This window comes from Kushneria sp. AK178, assembly GCF_053903105.1.
In genome coordinates this window covers 2,682,627-2,704,026 of the sequence record NZ_CP096381.1, presented here as the reverse complement: position 1 = coordinate 2,704,026, position 21,400 = coordinate 2,682,627, and the positions used below count along the sequence as shown (strand labels likewise).

10 protein-coding genes are annotated in these 21,400 nt (G+C 64.9%); all 10 read left to right on the top strand.

Annotated features, from left to right (window positions below):
* The first annotated feature begins 25 nt into the window (after window positions 1-25).
* The 10 genes from glgA to glgB (M1D97_RS12325) all read left to right on the top strand — a co-directional run bounded on the left by glgA (window position 26) and on the right by glgB (M1D97_RS12325) (window position 21,395).
* Window positions 26-1,621, top strand: a complete 1,596-nt coding sequence (glgA, locus tag M1D97_RS12370; RefSeq protein ID WP_456268029.1) for a glycogen synthase GlgA — start codon at window positions 26-28, stop codon at window positions 1,619-1,621.
* Entirely contained in the window at window positions 1,621-3,825 is a 2,205-nt protein-coding gene (glgB, locus tag M1D97_RS12365) for a 1,4-alpha-glucan branching protein GlgB (protein ID WP_456268028.1), read from the top strand. The genes glgA and glgB (M1D97_RS12365) overlap by 1 nt, the downstream gene beginning before the upstream one ends.
* Window positions 3,822-5,618: a malto-oligosyltrehalose trehalohydrolase gene (gene treZ / locus M1D97_RS12360; RefSeq protein WP_456268027.1), complete on the top strand. Its 1,797-nt coding sequence runs from the start codon at window positions 3,822-3,824 to the stop codon at window positions 5,616-5,618. The genes glgB (M1D97_RS12365) and treZ overlap by 4 nt, the downstream gene beginning before the upstream one ends.
* Window positions 5,615-7,600 (top strand): 4-alpha-glucanotransferase, encoded by a 1,986-nt coding sequence (gene malQ / locus M1D97_RS12355; protein WP_456268026.1) that lies wholly within the window; start codon window positions 5,615-5,617, stop codon window positions 7,598-7,600. Before treZ ends, malQ begins: the two co-directional genes overlap by 4 nt.
* Window positions 7,593-10,490: a malto-oligosyltrehalose synthase gene (gene treY / locus M1D97_RS12350; RefSeq protein WP_456268025.1), complete on the top strand. Its 2,898-nt coding sequence runs from the start codon at window positions 7,593-7,595 to the stop codon at window positions 10,488-10,490. Before malQ ends, treY begins: the two co-directional genes overlap by 8 nt.
* 94 nt (window positions 10,491-10,584) lie before the next feature.
* A complete protein-coding gene (locus M1D97_RS12345) occupies window positions 10,585-11,151 on the top strand; it encodes a DUF2934 domain-containing protein (protein WP_456268024.1) in 567 nt (188 codons plus the stop codon).
* 51 nt (window positions 11,152-11,202) lie between these two features.
* On the top strand, window positions 11,203-13,428 hold the full coding sequence (gene glgX / locus M1D97_RS12340) for a glycogen debranching protein GlgX (protein ID WP_456268023.1): 2,226 nt from the start codon (window positions 11,203-11,205) through the stop codon (window positions 13,426-13,428).
* A 102-nt stretch (window positions 13,429-13,530) separates the two neighbouring features.
* Window positions 13,531-15,564 carry an alpha-1,4-glucan--maltose-1-phosphate maltosyltransferase gene (locus M1D97_RS12335; protein ID WP_456268022.1) on the top strand — a complete coding sequence of 678 codons (2,034 nt, stop codon included), beginning with the start codon at window positions 13,531-13,533 and terminating at the stop codon, window positions 15,562-15,564.
* Between the two features lie 133 nt (window positions 15,565-15,697).
* Entirely contained in the window at window positions 15,698-19,174 is a 3,477-nt protein-coding gene (treS, locus tag M1D97_RS12330) for a maltose alpha-D-glucosyltransferase (protein ID WP_456268021.1), read from the top strand.
* The gene (gene glgB / locus M1D97_RS12325) at window positions 19,158-21,395 is read left to right on the top strand and encodes a 1,4-alpha-glucan branching protein GlgB (RefSeq protein WP_456268020.1); all 2,238 of its coding nucleotides are present in this window, start codon (window positions 19,158-19,160) and stop codon (window positions 21,393-21,395) included. The genes treS and glgB (M1D97_RS12325) overlap by 17 nt, the downstream gene beginning before the upstream one ends.
* The last annotated feature ends 5 nt before the right edge of the window (window positions 21,396-21,400 follow it).

Genomic DNA, 21,400 nt, shown 5'->3' with positions numbered 1-21,400 from the left:
AGCGCACTTCGAAAGGAGGTTGCGCATGTCTCATTCAGCCGTTGATGCCACGCTGACCCACGCCGCCCGGGCGACAACAACTGCATCCGTTACACCGACACCTGCCTCTCTCGCACAGCACGGCGTCTTTGCCGGACAGAGCGAGCCGGCCGATCCCGTTTTATTCGTGACCTCGGAGCTGGCCGATTTCGTCAAGGTCGGCGGTCTCGGCGATGTCTCGGCAGCCCTGCCGCGCGCACTGCTCAATCATTACGACATGCGTGTCCTGATGCCCGCCTATCGCGAGGTGCTCGAAAGCATCTGGCCGATTCATGTCATCGGTCATCTGCCCGGACTTGCCGATATTCCGGCCTGTGATCTGGGCCGTATCGAGCTGCCCGAAGGGCTGACCGTCTATGTCCTGCTCTGTCCGGAACTCTATGACCGTCCCGGCAGTCCCTATCTCGACGAACAGGGCCGGGAGTGGGAGGACAACGCCATTCGCTTTGCGCGGCTGTCGCTGGCGGCGGCGCAGATGGCGATGGAGGCGCCCGGGGGCCGGTTCGAGGATCAGGGCTGGCATCCGGATCTCTTGCATCTGCACGACTGGCAGACCGGGCTGGCAGCGGGCTATCTGCGCTGGCAGGGCGACAATACGCCCTGCGTCTATACCATTCACAACCTGGCCTATCAGGGGCTTTACAGCCCTGAACATCTGAGCCGGCTGGGTATTCCCGACAGCGCCTACACCCCGGCGGGGCTCGAGTTTTACGACCGGCTCTCCTTCATGAAGGCCGGTATCATCTATAGCGATCACATCACCACGGTCAGCGAAACCTACGCCCGCGAGATCACCACGCCTGCCTTTGGCTGCGGGCTGGAAGGGCTGCTGTCGGACTGTGCCCGGGACGGGCGTCTCAGCGGTATCGCCAACGGCATCGATGACAGCTGGGACCCGCAGACGGATGCCTATCTGGCCTGCGCCTTTGCCACCAACGACTGGGCGGGCAAGCGCGCCAATACCGACCATGTCAGACGCATGTTTCGACTGGCCGTGAGCCACGGGCCGCTGTTCGCCGTGGTCTCCCGGCTGGTGCATCAAAAGGGACTCGATCTCACCATTGCGGCGGCCGAGTCGATCGTGCGCGCCGGCGGTCAGCTGGTCGTGATCGGCTGCGGCGAGCCCGCCATCGAAAATGCCCTGCGCAATCTGGAAGCGCGCTTTCCGGGCGCCATTGGCGTCCACATCGGGTTCAGCGAGCGCGAGGCGCGCTGCATCTTTGCTGGCAGCGACTTTTTGTTGATGCCGTCACGCTTTGAACCCTGCGGTTTGTCGCAGATGTACGCCCAGCGCTTCGGCTCGCTGCCGATCGCGCACCGCACCGGCGGCCTGGCGGACACCATCGAGGACGGCGTGACCGGCTTTCTCTTTGACGAGCTCTCGCTGCAGGACTTCCAGAAGGCCATCGACCGCGCCTTTCGCATCTTCGGCTGCACCGAGCTGTTCTACGCCATGCGCCGTGCCGCCATGGCCATCCACTACCAGTGGCGGCTGTCGGTCACGCCCTACCGGCGCCTCTATCATCAGCTGATGGTTCCTGCAGGGGTAACGGCCCATTCGTTAAGACATGTGAGCATATAATGGCGACAGCATTTTCCAGCGCTTGCCCGAGCGAGCGTGATGCCCTGTCACGCCTGGCACAGGCACGACACGATGAGCCGTTTCGCTGGCTGGGGCCGCATGAACAGGGCGACCGGACCCTGGTGCGGATGCTGCTGCCCGGGGCGGAGAGCGTCGAGCTGATCGATGCCGTCCATCAGGTGCTGGCCGTGGCCGAGCACGTGGAAAGCGGCATTTTCTGCGCGCACATCCCGGCAGGGGCGCGCTATCGCCTGCGCATTGGCTGGCCGGAGGGCGTGAGTCAGATCAGTGAAGACCCCTACCGGTTTGCCCCCATGCCGGGCCAGCTCGACCTGCACCTGTTCAGCGAAGGGCGCCACCGCGAGCTGGCGCGCGTGTTCGGGGCCTGCCCGACGGCGATCGATGGCATCGAGGGCGTACGGTTTACGCTCTGGGCGCCCAACGCCCGACGGGTGTCGGTCGTGGGCGATTTCAACGCCTGGGACGGGCGTCGGCATGCCATGCAGTGTCACGATGGCAGCGGCATATGGGCCATTTTTGTGCCCCATCTCGGCCCCGGTGAGCGCTATCGTTTCGAAGTCCTCGACTGCGATGACCGGCTCCGCCACAAGGTGGATCCGCTGGCCCGCCGAACGGACGCCAACACGTCGGATGTGGCCGTGGTGGCCGGCAATCGTCCTTTCAGCTGGCATGACCATGCCTGGCTCCGCCGCCGTGATGCCAGCAATATCCGCACGGCGCCGCTGTCCATCTATGAACTGCATGTCCTGTCCTGGCAGCATGATCAGAGCGGCAACATCCTGGAGTGGGACGCCCTGGCCTCCCGCCTGATCCCCTGGGTGGCCGACATGGGCTTTACCCATATCGAGCTGATGCCCATCAGCGAGCATCCCTTTGTCGGCTCCTGGGGGTATCAGCCCATCGGCATGTTTGCCCCGACGGCCCGCATGGGCACGCCCGAGGCCTTCGCCCGGTTCATCAACGCCTGCCACGCGGCGGGTATCGGCGTCATCGTGGACTGGGTGCCGGCCCATTTTCCGGCCGATGAGCACGGCCTGGTGCGCTTTGATGGTACTGCGCTCTATGAGCACGACGACCCGCGCGAAGGCTTTCATCCCGACTGGAATACGCTGATCTATAACGTCGGGCGCAACGAGGTCCGGGGCTTTCTGATCGCCAGTGCGCTGGAGTGGCTCGAACACTTTCACATCGACGGGCTGCGCGTGGATGCCGTCGCCTCGATGCTCTATCGCGACTACAGCCGCGCCGATGATGCCTGGGTGCCCAATATTCACGGCGGCCGCGAGAACCTGGAAGTCATCGACTTTCTGCGCGAGCTCAATGCCACCATCGCCGAGCGCTGCCCGGGGGTCATGATGATCGCCGAGGAGTCCACCGCCTGGCCGGGCGTGACCGCGCCGGTCGCCACCGGCGGGCTCGGTTTCACCTTCAAGTGGAACATGGGCTGGATGCACGACACGCTGGCCTACATGTCGCGTGATCCGCTCTACCGCGCCTGGCATCACGGTGATCTGACCTTTGGACTCCAGTACGCCTTCTCCGAGCATTTCATCCTGCCGCTTTCCCACGACGAGGTGGTCCACGGCAAGGGCTCGCTGCTGTCGAAAATGCCCGGTGACGACACGCAAAAGCTCGCCGGGCTGCGGGCCTATCTGGCCTTCATGTGGGCGCATCCCGGCAAGAAGCTCGTGTTCATGGGGATCGAACTGGGGCAGTGGCATGAATGGAACCACGACCGTGAACTCGACTGGGAGCGTCTGGATGAGGCCGGCCCGCGCGGGCTGTCGCGGGCCATTGCCGATCTCAACCGCATCTATGTCGAAGATCCGGCGCTGCATGTCTGCGACGGGGAGCCGGCCGGCTTTTCGTGGGTGGTTGGCGACGACAGCGCCAACAGCGTGGTGGCCTTTCTGCGCCATGCCGAAACCGGTCAGGCGCCGCTGCTGGTGATCTGCAATCTGACCCCCGTCGTGCAGCATCAGTACCGGATCGGGGTGCCGGTCATGAGTGTCTGGCGCGAGATATTCAATAGCGACAGCGTCTTCTACGCTGGAAGCAACCAGGGCAACGGCAGCGCCATACACGCGCATCCCGACCCCAGCCATGGCCATCCGGCGTCACTGCTTTTGACGCTTCCACCATTAAGTACGCTTTACTTGCGTCAGGGAGACTGGCCGACATGAGTGCTTCCACATCCGAATCCGCCGGAGAGCGGTTTTCCAGCGACTGCCATTACGGTGCGACCGTGCTGGATGGTCAGCGCAGCCGCTTTACCTTCTGGGCGCCGGGCGTCGAGACGGTCACGCTTGAACTGTCGCGCTCGCCGGGTGAGGCCCCCGAACGACTGCCCATGGAGAAAAACAGCGACGGCGATTTTACCCTGGACATCGCGTGCCCGCCGGGCGCGCACTATCGCTACCGCATCAGCGACGAGCTGACCGTGCCCGACCCGGCGGCGCGTGCCCAGCACGAGGACGTGACCGGGCCCAGCGTGGTCGTGGACCCACGCGCCTACGCCTGGGAAAACGCCCGCTGGCAGGGCCGGCCCTGGCATGAAACCGTGATTCTGGAGATTCATGTCGGGATACTGGGCGGCTTTGACGGCGTCCGCCAGCGGCTGCAGGGCTGGGCCGCCATGGGCATTACCGCCATCGAACTGATGCCCGTCAATGAATTTCCCGGCGCCCGCAACTGGGGCTATGACGGCGTGCTGCCCTATGCGGTTGAAGCCTCCTACGGCACGCCGGACCAGCTCAAGGCGATGATCGATCAGGCCCATGGCCTGGGGCTGATGGTCTTTCTGGACGTGGTCTATAACCACTTCGGCCCGGATGGCAACTATCTGCCGCATTACGCCCCCGACTTCTTTACCGGCACGAACACGCCCTGGGGCGATGCGATCGATTTCAACCAGCCGCAGGTGAAGGATTTCTTCACCGACAACGCCGTGATGTGGCTCGAGGAGTATCGCTTTGACGGCCTGCGCTTTGACGCCGTGCACGCCATCGATAACGACGCCTTTCTGGTGGAGATGAGCGAGCGGATCAGGGCCCGGGTCGGCGAGATGCGCCATGTTCACCTGATGCTTGAAAACGAGCGCAACAGCGCCTCGCTGCTGGAAAACGCCTACACCGCCCAGTGGAACGACGACATTCACAACGTGCTGCACGCCCTGCTGACCGGCGAGCATGAAGGCTACTACGCCGACTACTGCGACCACGCCACCGACAAGCTCGCCAGTGCCCTGCACGGCGGTTTCGTCTTTCAGGGCCAGAACGACCGTCGCGGTCACTCGCGCGGCGAGCCCAGCGGCCATCTCTCGCCCACCGCCTTTATCGCCTTTTTGCAGAACCACGATCAGGTGGGCAACCGGGCGCTGGGGGAGCGGCTCATCTCGCTGGTCGAGCAGGAGCGTCTCGAGGCCGCCACCGCGCTGCTGCTGCTGTGCCCGATGATCCCGATGCTGTTCATGGGTGAAGAACACGGCGCACAGAGTCCGTTTCTGTTCTTTACCGATCACCGCGACGAGCTGGCCGACGCCGTCCGCGAGGGTCGTCGCAGCGAGTTTGCCGACTTCTCGCATTTCAAGGACGAGAAAACGCGCGCGCAGATCCCCGATCCCAACGCCGTCTCGACCTTTGAACAATCCGTACCGCCCGCCCCTGGGGATGACGACCCCGAAGCGGCCATGTGGCACTCCCGCTACACGACGCTGCTCGACCTTCGTCATGCCGAAATCGTGCCGCGCCTGCCGGGCACCCGGCCCATGGGCGCCGTGGCGCTGGGCGAGGGCGCCGTACTGGCGCACTGGCGTATGGGCGATGGCACCGTGCTGGGCATTGCCGTCAACCTGGGCACGCAGCGTGTCAGCATCGATGCCCCGGAAGGGCAGCGACTTTATGAACTCGGCGAATCGGACGATGCCCATACGCTGGCACCGGGTGCGGTTCGTGCCTGTCTGAGCAGCCATCTATGAATCAATCATTGCACTCGCTGGCCGAAGCCGCCGGCATCGTTATCGACTGGCAGGACAGCCAGGACCGGATGCAGCGTCTGGATGACGCCACCGTTCGGGGCGTTCTGGAAGGCCTGGGGTATTCGACCGGCTCGTCTGACGACATCGAAGAGAGTCTGGCCGCCATCAAACGGCTGCATGAGCCGCAGCGCGTGGCCGACTGGCCGCCGCTGATCGTCGGCGAGATCGGTCGGGCCATCGAGCTGCCGGGTCGGGTCACGGCCGGCACGGCCTATACCCTGATCGATGAGCAGGGGGGCACCACGTCGGGCCATGCCGATCCGCGCGGGCAGCTGGAGGCAGTGGCCACGCCGGGGTACTACCGCCTCCAGATCGAGGGCCAGGAGCGGCGCCTGGCGGTAGCGCCGCATCGCTGCATGGACGTGGCAACCCTTGCCGGAGACGGTCCGCAGTCGATGTCGGGCCTTGGGGTTCAGCTCTACAGCCTGCGTCGTCCGGAAGATGGCGGCATCGGCGACAGCGAGGCGCTGGGGCGTCTGGCCGAGCGCGCCGGCCAGAAAGGGCTGGACGCGCTGGCCATCAGCCCGGTCCACGCCCTGTTTCCGCATCAGCCCGAGCGCTTTTCTCCCTATTCGCCTTCGACGCGGCTGGCCTTCAACCCGCTCTATAGCGCCTCGAGTAACGTGGCCAGTGATGATGAGCCCGCGTCACTGGTGGATTACGACCACGTCAGCCGGATGCGCTGGCAGGCGCTCGAGCGTGATTTTGCCGCGCTCTCCGACGAAGACCGACAGGCGCTGGCCGCCTTTCGCCAGCACGGCGGCGAGACGCTGGAGAACCACTGTCGCTTCGAGGCCATCAGCGAGGCGCTGGGGCCCATGCACGAGTGGCCGAGTGACATGCAGAACGTCAACAGCGAGGCGGTCGAGACCTTCAGCCAGGACCATGCCGATCGCGTCACCTTCTACGCCTTCGCTCAGTGGCAGATCGCCCGCGAGCTCGAGAATGCCCAGCAGCGCGCCCTTGACGCCGGCCAGCGCATCGGTCTGATTGCCGATATCGCGGTCGGTGTCGACCCGCACGGCAGTCAGGCCTGGAGCCGTCCGGAGGAGATGCTGGGCAAGCTTCGCATCGGCTCGCCGCCGGATGACTTCAACGCCAACGGCCAGGAGTGGGGCGTGACCGGCTTCTCGCCGCAGGGGCTGATCGAGCATGGCTTCGACGGCTTTATCGCCACGCTCAGGGCCTGTCTGCACGGCGCCGGCGGCCTGCGGATCGACCATATCATGGGGCTTTCCCGCCTGTGGCTGATTCCCGAAGGCGCCTCGCCCACCGAAGGCGCCTATGTGCGTTACCCCGAGCAGTCGCTGCTGCGCCTGATCGCACTGGAGTCCTGGCGCCATCGCGCCCTGATCATCGGCGAGGATCTGGGCACGGTAGAACCGGAGTTCCGCGAGCGCCTGGATCAAAGCGGCATTCTGGGCATGGGCGTTTTGTGGTTCGAGCGTGACGACGACACCTTCACCCCGGCCGCGGATTACCCGTCACGGGCCGTGGCGATGACCAGCACCCACGATCTGCCCACGGTGGCCGGCTGGCGCATCGGGCGCGATCTGGACTGGCGCATCGAGCTCGACATGCTCGGCGAGGGGGAAACGTCGGCGCAGCAGCGTCAGGCGCGCCAGCAGGATATCGCCGCGCTGGCCGACACCTTCGGGATCGCACCGGATGCCGACCGCGACACCTGGCTTGAAGCCGCAGCGCGGCATATCGGTGCGACCCCGTCACCGCTGGTGCTGCTGCAGCTCGAGGACCTGATGGGCCTCGAGGAGCAGCCCAATCTGCCGGGGACGCTGGATGAGCATCCCAACTGGCGCCGTCGTCTACCGCTCACGGTGGACGAGATGTTTGACACCCCCGAAGTGCTGGCAAGGCTTCGGGCCATGACCACCGCACGCGCAGGAGCAGGGCCGCATGAGTGAACTGTCCATGGAGGCATCATCGAACGGGTCGAAGCAGCCGGCGCTGCTGTCATGTCTGCGTCTGCAGTTTCACCAGGACTTCACGCTCGCGGATGCCGAGACGCTGGTCGACTATTTCGCGGGACTGGGCATTACCCATCTCTACGCCTCCCCGCTGTGGGCGGCGCGCAGCGGCTCGACCCACGGCTATGACGGCGTCGATCCCACCCGCCTCAATCCCGAGATCGGCGATGAAGCAGCGCTGACCCGGCTGGTCGACAAGCTCAGGTCCTTCGGCATGGGGCTGATCGTGGATTTCGTGCCCAACCATCTCGCCGTGGGCGGCCGGGAAAACCCGTACTGGCTGGACGTGCTGCGCTGGGGACCTTCCGGTCGCTTTGCCGACATGTTCGATATCAACTGGCGCGACAACGGTGATCCGACGCTCGACGGGCGCCTGCTGGTGCCGTTTCTGGGCGAACCCTATGGCCAGGCGCTGGTCTCGGGGGACATGAGGCTGGCACTGGATGAGACCACCGGGCTGTTTCACGTCGACTATTTCGAGCACTGCTTTCCCATCGACCCGCGCTGTCATGCGCTGATGCTGCTGGAAAACGGCATGGGCGAGCAGGCCCGGCTGTTCGAGCAGATCGAAAGCGCCGTGTCGCTGGAAGAGGGCGCCGAGCGGGCCGGGCTGGCGCTGGCCGAGCACGTGCGCACCAATGAAGGCCGCGCCGAGCTTGATGCCCTGCTGGCACGCTACAACCCGGAAACGCCGGAAGGGGCCGAGCGGCTGCACGTTCTGCTGGAGCGTCAGCACTATCGGCTGGCCTGGTGGCGCACGGCCAACGACAGCCTCAACTGGCGGCGCTTTTTCGACATTACCGAGCTGGGCGCCCTGCGCGTCGATGACCCGGCGGTATTTGCCCAGACCCACGTCTATCTGCTGGAGCTGATCGAGCGCGGGCTGGTCGATGGCGTGCGTCTCGATCACATCGACGGTCTGGCCGACCCGGCCGGCTACTGTCGCCTGCTGCGTGCCCGTGTCGATGAGGCGGCGTCGCGCCGTCCCGGTGGCGCGCCCGACACGCCGCTGCCGATCTTCGTGGAGAAGATTCTGGAGGGCAACGAGGCGCTGCCGCTGGACTGGGGCGTGACCGGGACCACCGGCTACGAGTTCATGAACGCCGTCTCGAAGCTTCAGCATGACCCGGACGGCGAGGCGCCGCTCAAGGCGCTGTGGCACTCATTGTCGGGCCGCGAGCACAGTTTCGACAAGGAAGTCATCCGCGCCCGGCGCGAGATCGTCACCACGGCGCTGGTGACCGAATTCGAGCGCGCGGTGCGGGCGCTGTCCGATGTCGCGCGACATGACCCCATGACCCGCGACACGACGCCGGACATGATTCGGCGTGTGCTGCGCGAGCTGGCGGTACAGTTCCCGGTCTATCGCACCTACGCCGATGACCAGGGGCTGGCGCCGCGCGATGAAAACTTCTTTGCCCATGCCGTGGAAGCGGCGCGGGAGGCCCTGACGCCGCCGGAGCAGGGGGTGCTGGATCAGGTCTACGGCTGGCTGGGGGGCGAGGCGCCCGCCGAGGATGACGAGCCGGGCTGCCGGCTGCGGCGCAACGCCATCGTCCGCTTTGCCCAGCTGACCTCGCCGCTGGCGGCCAAGGCCGTGGAGGATACGGCCGGCTATCGCGGCGCCGTGCTCATCTCGCGCAATGACGTCGGCTTTGACGGCGCGCGCTTTGCCGGCTCGGCGGAGGAGTTCCACCGCTTCAACGCCTGGCAGGCGCGCCATTTCCCCGCCACGATGGTGACCACGGCAAGCCACGACCACAAGCGCGGCGAGGATGTGCGCGCGCGGCTGGCGGCGCTGTCGGAGTGGGGCGATCTCTGGGCCGAGCGCGTGCGGGAGTGGCTGACGGCGTCCTCGTCGCTGCGCCAGCCGTCTCATGAGGAGGGCACGCTTGCCGGTCCTTCCACCGCCGAAGAGATGATCCTGTATCAGATCATTGTGGGCGCCTGGCCGATGGCGCTTGCCCCCGATGACGCGTCGGGGCTCGAGCAGTTTGCCGGTCGTATTGCCGACTGGCAGGAGAAGGCCCTGCGCGAGGCCAAGCTCAATACCCACTGGCTCCATACCGACGAGACCTATGAGCGCCAGTGTCGCGACTTTGTCATGACGCTTTTGACCGACGATCGGGGCGCGTCCCTGCGTCAGTCGATGTTTGATGTCGTGAGCACGATCAGCCCGGCGGGGGCCCTCAACGGCCTGGTGCAGGCCCTGCTGCGCATGACGGTGCCGGGCGTGCCGGACTGCTATCAGGGGACCGAGCGCTGGGACCTGTCGCTGGTCGACCCCGATAACCGTCGTCCGGTGGATTTCGGCGTGCGTCGCGAACAGCTGTCGCACAATCCGCCGCTGGAAGAACTGATCGACCACTGGCGCGATGGGCGCATCAAGCAGGCGCTGATTACGCAGGTGCTGGGGCTCAGACAGCGTCTGCCGGGCGTTTTCCGGCAGGGCGACTATCAGGCGCTGGATTTCGACGGCGAGCGCGCCGGACAGCTGATCGGCTTCACGCGTGAGCATGAGGACGGGGCCGTGATGGTCATCGCCGTGCGTCACGGGGGCTCGCTGCTGGCGGATGACTCGCTGCGCGTCGCGCCGCAGCGCTGGGGCAATACGCACGTGACGTCCGCAGCGGACGCCGGCGGTGGCTGGCAGTCGCTGCTCACCGGGGCGTCTGTCGACCCGCGGGCGCCGATGTCGGAGCTCATGGCGTCGATGCCGTTTTGCGTGCTGTTTCGCGAGGCTGCCGCGGCTCCCGAAGGGCAGACCCTGCAGGCGGAAACGACACAGACCAGTGTGGCGCGCAGCGATCAGGGTCAGCCGATGTAACCATCACCACAGGCGCCGGCATGACACGGCGCCTTTCAGACAATACGGGTCTGCCGGACAGCAGGGGCATGACTCATGAAGGAGAATGGATCCCATGGCAGATGATCAGCTTCGCATTCGCCTGCTGGCCTACCGAATCTGGGAGGCCGAAGGCTGCCCGGATGGTCAGGCCGAACGTCACTGGCACATGGCCTGTCGCATGGTAGCCGCCGAGCGCATCACCGATGTGCCCCAGGAGGCGCCGCCTCGTCCGGCGCCGCGCAGCAAAAGGACCGTCGATCCGGCACCTGCCGCCAACGCACAGGATATCTCCGGGGCGGGCGCCGACCCGACACCTGCCGACAGTGCGCAGGCGGTGTCCGAAACAAGCGCCGAGCCGGCGCCCGCGGCCGGCGCGCAGGAGCTGCCTGACGACACCGCCGCCGAGCCGGTCCCTGAAAAAACGCCGGCCAAACGTGCCAGCACCACCAGACGGCGTAGCACGGCCGACAGCGCGGATAAAAAGGCCACGACCAGTCGCAAGACGACGACTGCCAGAACATCGGCCGGCAAGACATCGGCCACCAAAACCGGGGCCGCCAAAAAGAAGCGTACCGCCGATACCGAGACGACGGCCAAACGCAAACGCAATAGCAGCAACGACGATCCTTCGAGCCAGTAGTCGTGTTTTTGTACGGCCTGAGCCCCTGATGATCCCTTTCGGGAGTAATGCATGACCACAACACCGATTCATCCCGGCGCCCCTACGCCCGGCATCAACTCCGGCGGCCGTGAGTCGCCGCTGAATGCTTCATCCGGCAAACAGCAAAGCCGGGTCCGTGAAGGCCTGCCCTATCCGCTGGGCGCCAACTGGGACGGCCTGGGCGTCAACTTCGCCCTTTTTTCCGCTCATGCCACGAAGGTCGAGCTGTGTCTTTTCAGCGACGACGGCATGGAAGAGCTCGAGCGTATCGAGCTGCCGGAGTTCACCGACGAGGTGTGGCACGGCTATCTGCCGGATGCCCGCCCCGGTCAGCTCTACGGTTATCGTGTTTACGGCCCCTACGAGCCGGAAAAGGGCCATCGCTTCAACCCCAACAAGCTTTTGATCGACCCCTGTGCGCGCCAGCTGGTGGGCGAGCTTCAGTGGGACGACGCCCTCTATGGCTACACCATCGGGCACGAGGATGGCGACCTGAGCTTTGACGAGCGTGACAGTGCGCCCTTCATTCCCAAGTGCCGCGTGATCGATCCGGCCTTTACCTGGGGACGCTCGCGCGAGATTCATGTGCCCTGGGATCGCACCATCTTCTACGAGGCCCATGTCCGCGGCCTGACCATGATGAATCCGAAGGTCAATGAGTCGATGCGGGGCACCTTTTCGGGCCTCAGCGACCCGGCCGTGCTGGATCACATGCGGGGTCTGGGCGTGAGCTCGCTGGAGCTGATGCCGATTCACGCCTTTGCCGATGACCGCCATCTGCAGGAGAAGGGGCTGCACAACTACTGGGGCTACAACACCCTGGCCTTCTTCGCGCCGCACCCCTCCTACATGGCGACCAACACCATCAGCGAGTTCAAGCAGATGGTGGCCAGCTGCCACGCCGCTGGTATCGAGGTCATTCTGGATGTGGTCTACAACCACACCGCCGAAGGCAACGAGATGGGGCCGACGCTCTCCTGGAAGGGCATCGACAACTTCAGCTATTACCGCCTGATGCCGGAGGAGAAGCGCTACTACATCAACGATACCGGTACCGGTAACACGCTGAACCTGTCGCATCCGCGCGTGCTGCAGATGGTCACCGACTCGCTGCGCTACTGGGCCGACGAGATGCGTGTGGACGGTTTCCGTTTCGACCTGGCCACCATTCTCGGGCGCGAGCCGCACGGCTTTGACGAGGGGGGCGGTTTCCTCGACTCCTGCCGTCAGGACCCGCTGCTGTCGCAGTGCAAGCTGATCGCCGAGCCCTGGGACTGCGGCCCCGGTGGCTATCAGGTGGGTGGCTTCCCGCCGGGCTGGGCGGAGTGGAACGACAAGTTCCGCGACACCATGCGCTCGTTCTGGAAGGGCGATGAAGGGCAGCTGGCCGAGTTCGCCACCCGCCTGACCGGCTCTGCGGATCTGTTCAACCACCGCGGACGCAAGCCGTACTCGTCGGTCAACTTCATCACGGCGCATGACGGCTTCACCCTGCGTGATCTGGTGACCTACAACGACAAGCACAACGAGGCCAACGGCGAGGACAACAACGACGGTAGCGACGACAACTACTCCTGGAACCATGGGGTGGAAGGCGAGACCGACGATCCGGAAATTCGCGCGCTGCGCATGCGTCAGATGCGCAACATGCTGGCTACCCTGATGTTCTCCCAGGGCACGCCGATGCTGCTGGCCGGCGACGAGTTCGGACGTACTCAGGGCGGTAACAACAACGCCTACTGCCAGGACAGCGAAATCGGCTGGGTCAACTGGGAGTTCTCCGAGGAAGGGCGTGACCTGCTGAATTTCACCCGCCACATCGTTGCCCTGCGCCGCCGCTATCCGATGCTGCATCGCAGCCGCTTCCTCACCGGTGAGTGGAACGATGAGCTGGAAGTTCGCGACGTGACCTGGCTGACGCCGGACGCCGAAGAGATGGATGTCGGCAACTGGGAGTCGGAACACTCCCGCGCCATCGGGGTGCTGCTGGACGGTCGCGCCCAGCCCACCGGCATCCGTCGGGCCGGCTCGCACAGTACGCTGCTGATGGTCATCAACGCCCATCACGAGCCGATCACCTGGACACTGCCGGAAGTCTCCTCCGGCAAACACTGGATCTTCCGGCTCAACACGGCCGAGCCCGACAGCCGGGAAGGCGGGCACTTCGATTTCGGCACGACCTATGAGGTCGAGAGCCGTTCAATGGTGCTGCTGGAGCTGGTACGTGACGACGGCGGCGCAGGCCGCAACGGGTAATCAAACCATGTGGCCGATGACCCCGGTCATCGGCGGATTGCCGCCAGCCCGTCGCATCATCCGGATGCGACGGGCTGCGCCCAGGGAAAGGAGCGAGCAGCAATGTCAATGGTGCAACGCAATACATCCCCCAACGGTGTGCCGGAAGACGCACCGGTGATGCAGGCCGCGATGGCCGATCGCATTGCCATCGAAGAGATTGGCCCCGGCGTCGAGCAGGGTCGCTTTGCCGCCAAGGCCATTGTGGGACAACCGGTCAATGTCACCGCAGTCATTTTTGCCGACGGTCACGACGTGCTGGCCGCGCGCGTGCGCTGGCGCTGCACGCAGGACCAGGCGTCAGAGCAGGGCTGGCACAGCGAGACGCTGACGCTGGTCAGACCGCTGGGCAATGACCTGTGGGAAGGCACCTTTGTTCCTGCCACGCCCGGCAGGCACGAGTTCGTGATCGAGGCGTGGTGGGACCTTTACGGCACCTATCACCATGAGCTGAGCAAAAAGCATGCTGCCGGCGTGTCGGTCTCGCTCGAGCTGCGGGAAGGCCATGACCACGTGGCCCGGGCGCTCGAGCGCGCCACGCCCGGCAGCGAGCAGGCCGATGCCCTCAAGACGCTGATGACGCAGCTTGACGGCGCAGCTGATGAGAGCGAGCAGGTGGCGCTTCTGCTCTCGAGGGACACCCTGTCGCTCATGCAGCAGTGCGATCCGCAGCACCATCTGAGCCAGAGTGCTTTCATGCCGCTGGAAGTTGATCGCCCGCTGGCCGAATTTGGCAGCTGGTATGAGCTTTTTCCGCGCTCCGAAAGCCCGACCCCCGGTCAGCACGGCACCTTCAACGACGTGCACGCCCGGTTGCCGATGATTCGCGACATGGGCTTTGATGTGCTCTATTTTCCGCCCATCCATCCCATCGGCCATACCCATCGCAAGGGGCCCAACAACACGCTGACCCCCGGCCCCGATGACCCGGGCAGCCCCTACGCCATCGGCAACGAGCACGGCGGGCATGAGGCCATCCATCCGCAGCTCGGCACGCTCGAGGAGTTTCGCGCTCTGGTGGCGGCCGCCCGTGAACACGAGCTCGAGATTGCGCTGGATTTCGCCATCCAGTGCTCGCCGGATCACCCCTGGCTTGCCGAGCACCCCGGCTGGTTCGCCTGGCGCCCGGATGGCACGATCCGCTACGCCGAAAACCCGCCCAAGAAGTATGAAGACATCGTCAACGTCGACTTCTACGCCGAAGACGCCGTGCCGTCGCTGTGGCTGGCACTGCGCGATGTGGTGCAGGGCTGGGTGGATGAAGGCGTGAAGATCTTTCGCGTGGACAATCCGCATACCAAGCCCTTCCCGTTCTGGGAGTGGCTGATTGCCGATATTCGCTCGCGTGATCCGGACGTGCTCTTTTTTGCCGAAGCCTTTACCCGTCCGGCCATCATGGCGCGGCTGGGCAAGATCGGCTTCAACATGAGCTACACCTACTTCACCTGGCGCAACACCAAACCCGAGCTGACCGAATATCTGACTCAGCTCAACGAGTCGCCGCTGCGGGAGTGTTACCGGCCCAACTTCTTCGTCAATACGCCGGACATCAACCCGACCTTTTTACAGGGATCGGGCCGACCGGGCTTTCTGATCCGGGCGGCGCTGGCGACCATGGGGTCGGGGCTGTGGGGCATGTACTCGGGCTTTGAACTCTGTGAGGCGACGCCGGTGCCGGGCAAGGAGGAGTATCTCGACTCCGAGAAGTACGAGCTGAAATCGCGGGACTACTTTGCGCCCGGCAATATCAGCGCCGAAATTGCCCGGCTCAACTGGATCCGGCGCCAGAACCCGGCGCTGCAGAGCCATCTCGGCATCCGGTTCTACACCATCGACAACGATCGCATCCTCTATTTTGCCAAAGCGACGCCCGACATGGACAACGTGGTGCTCGTGGCCGTCAGTCTGGATCCCTTCCATGAGCAGTCCGGCCATTTCGAGCTGCCGCTGTGGGAGTTCGGGCTCGATGACCATGCCGACATGAACGGCGAGGATCTGATGACCGGTCATCGATGGACGTGGCACGGCAAGTGGCAGAGCACGCACCTGACACCGCAGATGCCCTTCGGGATATGGCGCCTGCGTCCGGCGCAGTAACCCGACAGAAGGCCGGGGCGTCGCACGCCGCACTCGCTGTCCCGACGCGGCGATGGCGTGGCGGCTCCCCGGTCGGGCATGACGCAACACGATCGCCTGCGACCCCTGGTCGGGGCGAGGAGGATACTGTCTCATGATGAATGCCAATAATGTTTCCGGTTCGTCCCAGCAGGCCATGACCGCCGGCGAGGGCGAGCCCGCCTTTATCAACGACCCGCTGTGGTACAAGGACGCGGTCATCTACCAGGTGCACGTCAAGTCCTTCTACGATGCCAACAACGATGGCATCGGCGATTTTCAGGGTCTGATCGAGCGGCTCGACTACATCGCGGGCCTGGGCGTCAATACCATCTGGCTGCTGCCGTTTTATCCGTCACCGCGCCGCGACGACGGCTATGACATCTCCGAGTACTGCGCGGTCAGCCCGGATTACGGCACGCTGGAGCAGGCCCAGCAGTTTATCAGCGAGGCGCATGCCCGCGGGCTGCGCGTTATTACCGAGCTGGTCATCAACCACACCTCCGATCAGCACCCGTGGTTTCAGCGCGCCCGGCATGCGCCCAAGGGCTCGCCCGAGCGCGAGTTCTATGTCTGGTCGGACAGCGATAGCCACTACAGCGACACCCGCATCATCTTTCTCGATACCGAGACCTCCAACTGGACCTGGGACCCGGTGGCCGGTCAGTACTTCTGGCACCGGTTCTACTCGCACCAGCCCGATCTGAACTTCGACAACCCCGTCGTGTTCGACGAGGTGATGAAGGTGATGCACTACTGGCTGGAGATGGGGGTGGATGGCCTGCGCCTGGACGCCATTCCCTATCTGGTCGAGCGCGAGGGCACCAACAACGAGAACCTGCCCGAGACCCACGAGGTGCTCAAGCGCATTCGTGCCGTGATCGATGAGCATTTCCCCGACCGCATGCTGCTGGCCGAGGCCAATCAGTGGCCCGAGGACACGCGCCCCTACTTCGGGGATGGCGATGAGTGCCACATGGCGTTTCACTTCCCGCTGATGCCGCGCATGTACATGTCGCTGGCCCAGGAAGACCGCTTCCCGATCACCGATATCCTGCGCCAGACCCCGGAGATTCCCGAGAACTGTCAGTGGGCGGTCTTTCTGCGCAACCATGACGAGCTGACGCTCGAGATGGTGACCGACCGCGAGCGCGACTATCTCTGGAACCACTACGCCTCCGACCGGCGCGCGCGCATCAATCTGGGCATTCGGCGCCGGCTGGCGCCGCTGCTGGAGCGTGACCGTCGCCGTATCGAGCTGCTCAACAGCCTGCTGCTGTCGATGCCGGGCACGCCCACGGTCTATTACGGCGACGAGATCGGCATGGGGGACAACATCCACCTGGGTGACCGCGACGGCGTGCGCACGCCCATGCAGTGGACCATGGACCGTAACGGCGGCTTTTCGCGCGCCGACCCGGCCAGCATGGTGCTGCCGCCGATCATGGACGCGCTGTACGGCTTTCAGACCATCAACGTCGAGGCGCAGACCCGCGACCCGCACTCGCTGCTCAACTGGACGCGGCGCATGCTGGCCGTGCGCGGTCAGCAAAAGGCGTTCGGCCGCGGCGTCATGAAGCTGTTGTATCCCAGCAATCGGCGCATCCTGGCCTACATCCGCGAGTACACGCACGAAGAGAGCGGTCAGGTAGATTCCATCCTCTGCGTGGCCAACGTGTCGCGTTCGGCGCAGGCGGTGGAGCTGGATCTGTCCAACTGGGAAGGCCATGTGCCGGTGGAAATGCTCGGCGGCAGCAGCTTTCCGCCCATCGGCCAGCTCAGCTACCTGCTGACCCTGCCGCCCTACGGGTTCTACTGGTTCCTGCTGGCGCCGGAGAGTGCCATGCCGCACTGGCATGCACCGGCTCAGGAGATGATGCCGGATCTTTTGACCCTGGTGATCAAACAGCGTCTGGACGAGATCGGCACCGGCAAGACGCGGCGCTCGCTCGAGAATGAAAGCCTGGTGCAGTATCTGCCGCGGCGGCGCTGGTTTGCCGCCAAGAACAGCACCATCGATCGGGTACGGCTTGCCTGGGCGGTGGGTCTGGACAGCGCAGTCGTCAACGAACATGCCGCCAATTCGCCCTCGGTGCTGCTGGCCGAGATCGAGGTGCAGGCGCATCAGGACAACGAGGCATCGTCCCACGAGCGCTATGTGCTGCCACTGGGCATGATCAACGAGGACGAGGGGGCGCTTTTGCCCCAGCAGCTGGCCATGGCACGCATTCGTCGCGGCCGGGAAGTCGGCTACCTGACCGATGCCTTTGCGATGCCGGGCTTCCCCATGGCAGTCATTCAGGCGCTGCGGGCCGGTACGGTACAGGATCTGAGCCGCAGCGTGGTGGAAATGGAGGCCGATGCCCCGCACCCCGGCGAGCTGCATTTCCGTGCCACGTCGCTTCTGGACGAGATGGAGCGGGTGCCGGAGGACGCCGAGATGCGCTATCTCAGCGCCGAGCAGTCCAACAGCTCCGTGATCATCGATGACCGGATGGTGCTCAAGCTGATCCGTCGCATCGAGAGCGGCATCCATCCCGAAGCGGAGATGGGACGCTACCTGACCGAGCGTGGCTTCACCCATATCGCCCCCATGCTGGGGGAGGTGACCCGCATCGACGATCAGGGCGTGCCGCATGTGCTGATGGTGCTGCAGGGCTATATCGACAACCAGGGCGATGCCTGGGAGTGGACGCTCAACACGCTCGAGCGGGCCATTCGCGATATCAGCGACATGGTACAGGCCGATCAGCACGACGCCTACGACCCGCTGGCCACCATCACCGGCTTTGCAGGTCTGCTGGGGCAGCGGCTGGGCGAGATGCACACTCTGCTGGCGATGGAGACGCCGGAAGCCGACTTTGCGCCCGAGATCGCCGACGAGGCCCGTACGCAAGAGTGGGCCGGCAGCGTCCGTGCCCAGATCGACCATGCCATGGAGGTTCTAAAACATCACAAGGGCAGCGCCAGTGAAGAGGATCAGCAGCTGGCCGACTGGCTGTTGCAGCGGCGCGGGGCGCTCTGTGACATGGCGGATTCGTTTGCCCATCACGCCCGGGGCAGCCTCTGCACGCGCACCCATGGCGATCTGCATCTGGGGCAGATACTGGTCTCCCACGACGATGCCTACATCATCGACTTTGAAGGCGAGCCGGCCCGCTCACTCGACGAGCGCCGCATGAAAAGCAGCCCGCTGCGTGATGTGGCAGGCGTCGTGCGCTCCTTTGACTACGCTTCGGCCATGGCACTGGATAATGCCTACAAGGCCGATGTGGCGCACGAGCGCGAGGCGGTCAGCCAGGAAGTCATCGAGGACTATCGCCACCGGGTCACCCAGTCGTTTCTGCTGGCCTATCGCCAGGCCACCCACCAGGTGGGGCATCAGTGGCAGTTCGAGGATGGCGCCAGCGCCGCGCTGTCGCTGTTCACGCTGGAAAAGGCGACCTACGAGATCGCCTACGAGGCGGCCAACCGTCCGGCCTGGCTGAGCGTGCCAATGCGCGGTCTGGTCGCACTCTTCGAAGAACTGAGCACACATTCGGGCAATGACATGTCCCAATCAGGGGAGGGTCACCATGACGACTCGCAGTAAACAGGACGTTCGCAGCGCGTCAATCGATACCACATCCCTGCACCCTGACGCCGCCCAGGCCCTGGTCGAAGGCTCGCATGGCGATCCCTTTGCCGTGCTCGGGCCCCACGAGGTGGATCACGCCATGGTGGTGCGCGCCTTTCTGCCGCGTGCCATCGGCGTGGAACTGCTCGAGCGCGACAGCGACCGCGTCCTGACCCGGCTGCAGCCGGGGCAGGTGCCGGATCTTTTCGTGGGCCGGCTGGACCGGCTCACACCCTATCGACTGCGCATCCGCTGGCCCCACGGGGAGGAGGTGGTCGAGGACCCCTACGCCTTCGGGCCGCTGCTGGGCGAGCTGGATCTTTATCTGATCGGCGAGGGCAATCACCGCGAACTGGGCACCTGTCTCGGCGCGCAGATGATGACGATCGACGGCGTGGCAGGCGTGCGCTTTGCCGTCTGGGCCCCCAATGCCCGGCGTGTCTCGGTGGTTGGCGAGTTCTGCGGCTGGGATGGCCGGCGCTATCCGATGCGTCAGCGCCAGCCCACCGGCGTCTGGGAAATCTTCATTCCCGGCCTGCCCGAAGGCAGCGTCTACAAATACGAGATTCTGGGGCAGGAGGGCCTTCTGCCGCTCAAGGCCGACCCGGTGGCGCGGGCCACCCAGGCGCCCCCCGCAACCGGCTCGGTCGTGGCCGCACCGCTGGACCACACCTGGCAGGATCAGGCGTGGATGGCCGACCGGGCCGACCGTCACGCGGCCGATGCGCCCATCTCGGTCTACGAGGTGCATGCGGCGTCCTGGCGGCGTCATGGCGGCGATGAGGGTGAGCTCTACAGCTGGAGCGATCTGGCGCAGTGGCTGATTCCCTATGTGCAGGAGATGGGCTTTACCCATATCGAGCTGCTGCCGATCATGGAGCACCCCTTTGGCGGCTCCTGGGGCTATCAGCCGCTGTCACAGTTCGCGCCCAGCGGCCGTTTCGGCAAGCCGCAGGAGTTTGCCGCCTTTGTCGATGCCTGCCACCAGGCCGGTATCGGCGTCATCCTCGACTGGGTGCCGGCGCACTTCCCGACGGATCCGCACGGGCTGGCCCGCTTTGACGGCACGGCGCTGTATGAGTATCAGGACCCGCGCGAAGGCTTCCATCAGGACTGGAACACCTACATCTACAACCTCGGTCGTCACGAGGTCCACGGCTTCATGCTGGCCTCGGCGATCTACTGGCTCAAGCATTTCCACGTCGATGCCCTGCGTGTCGATGCGGTGGCCTCGATGCTCTATCGCAATTACTCGCGCGAGGAGGGCGAGTGGATTCCCAATCGCCACGGCGGTCAGGAAAACCTGGAAGCGATCGACTTTTTGAGCCATCTCAACGAGGTGGTTGGTGAGGAAGCCCCCGGCGCCATCATGATCGCCGAGGAGTCCACGGCGTGGCCCGGCGTGAGCCGTCCGGTGTCGGAAGGCGGTCTTGGCTTCAGCTACAAGTGGAACATGGGCTGGATGCACGACACCCTGACCTACATGAGCGAGGACCCGCTGTATCGCAGCTATCATCACGGCGAGCTGACCTTTTCGCTGGTGTATGCCTTCTCCGAGCACTTCATGCTGCCGATCTCCCACGACGAGGTAGTGCATGGCAAGGGCTCGCTGATCAACAAGATGCCGGGCGATCGCTGGCAGCAGTTTGCCAACCTGCGCGCTGCGCTGTCGCTGATGTGGACACACCCGGGCAAGAAGCTCTTGTTCATGGGCTGTGAGCTGGCGCAGTTCCGCGAGTGGAGCCACGACCGCGAGCTGGACTGGTTTTTGCTGGCCCATCCCGAGCATCAGGGCATCTCGAATCTGGTGCGCGATCTCAACGCCGTGTACACCCTGGAGCCGGCGCTGCACGAGCAGGACTGCGTGCCCGAAGGATTCGAGTGGGTGGTCGGTGATGACGCCCAGAACAGCGTGGTGGCCTGGCTGCGCTGGAGTCGCGATGGTCAGCCCGTGCTGGTGGTGGTCAATCTCACCCCGCAGGCGCAGTCGGGCTATGGCGTCGGCGTGCCCATGGCGGGCTACTGGCAGGAGCGCTTCAACAGCAACGCGACGCTCTACGGCGGCACCGGGGCCGGCAACGATGGCGGGCGCGAGGCCGAGGCGCGTGAAAGTCACGGTCATCCGTTTACGCTGTCACTGCATCTGCCGCCGCTGGGCGCGGTGATCCTCAAACCCGGCAGTAGCGCACTGGAATAACACGT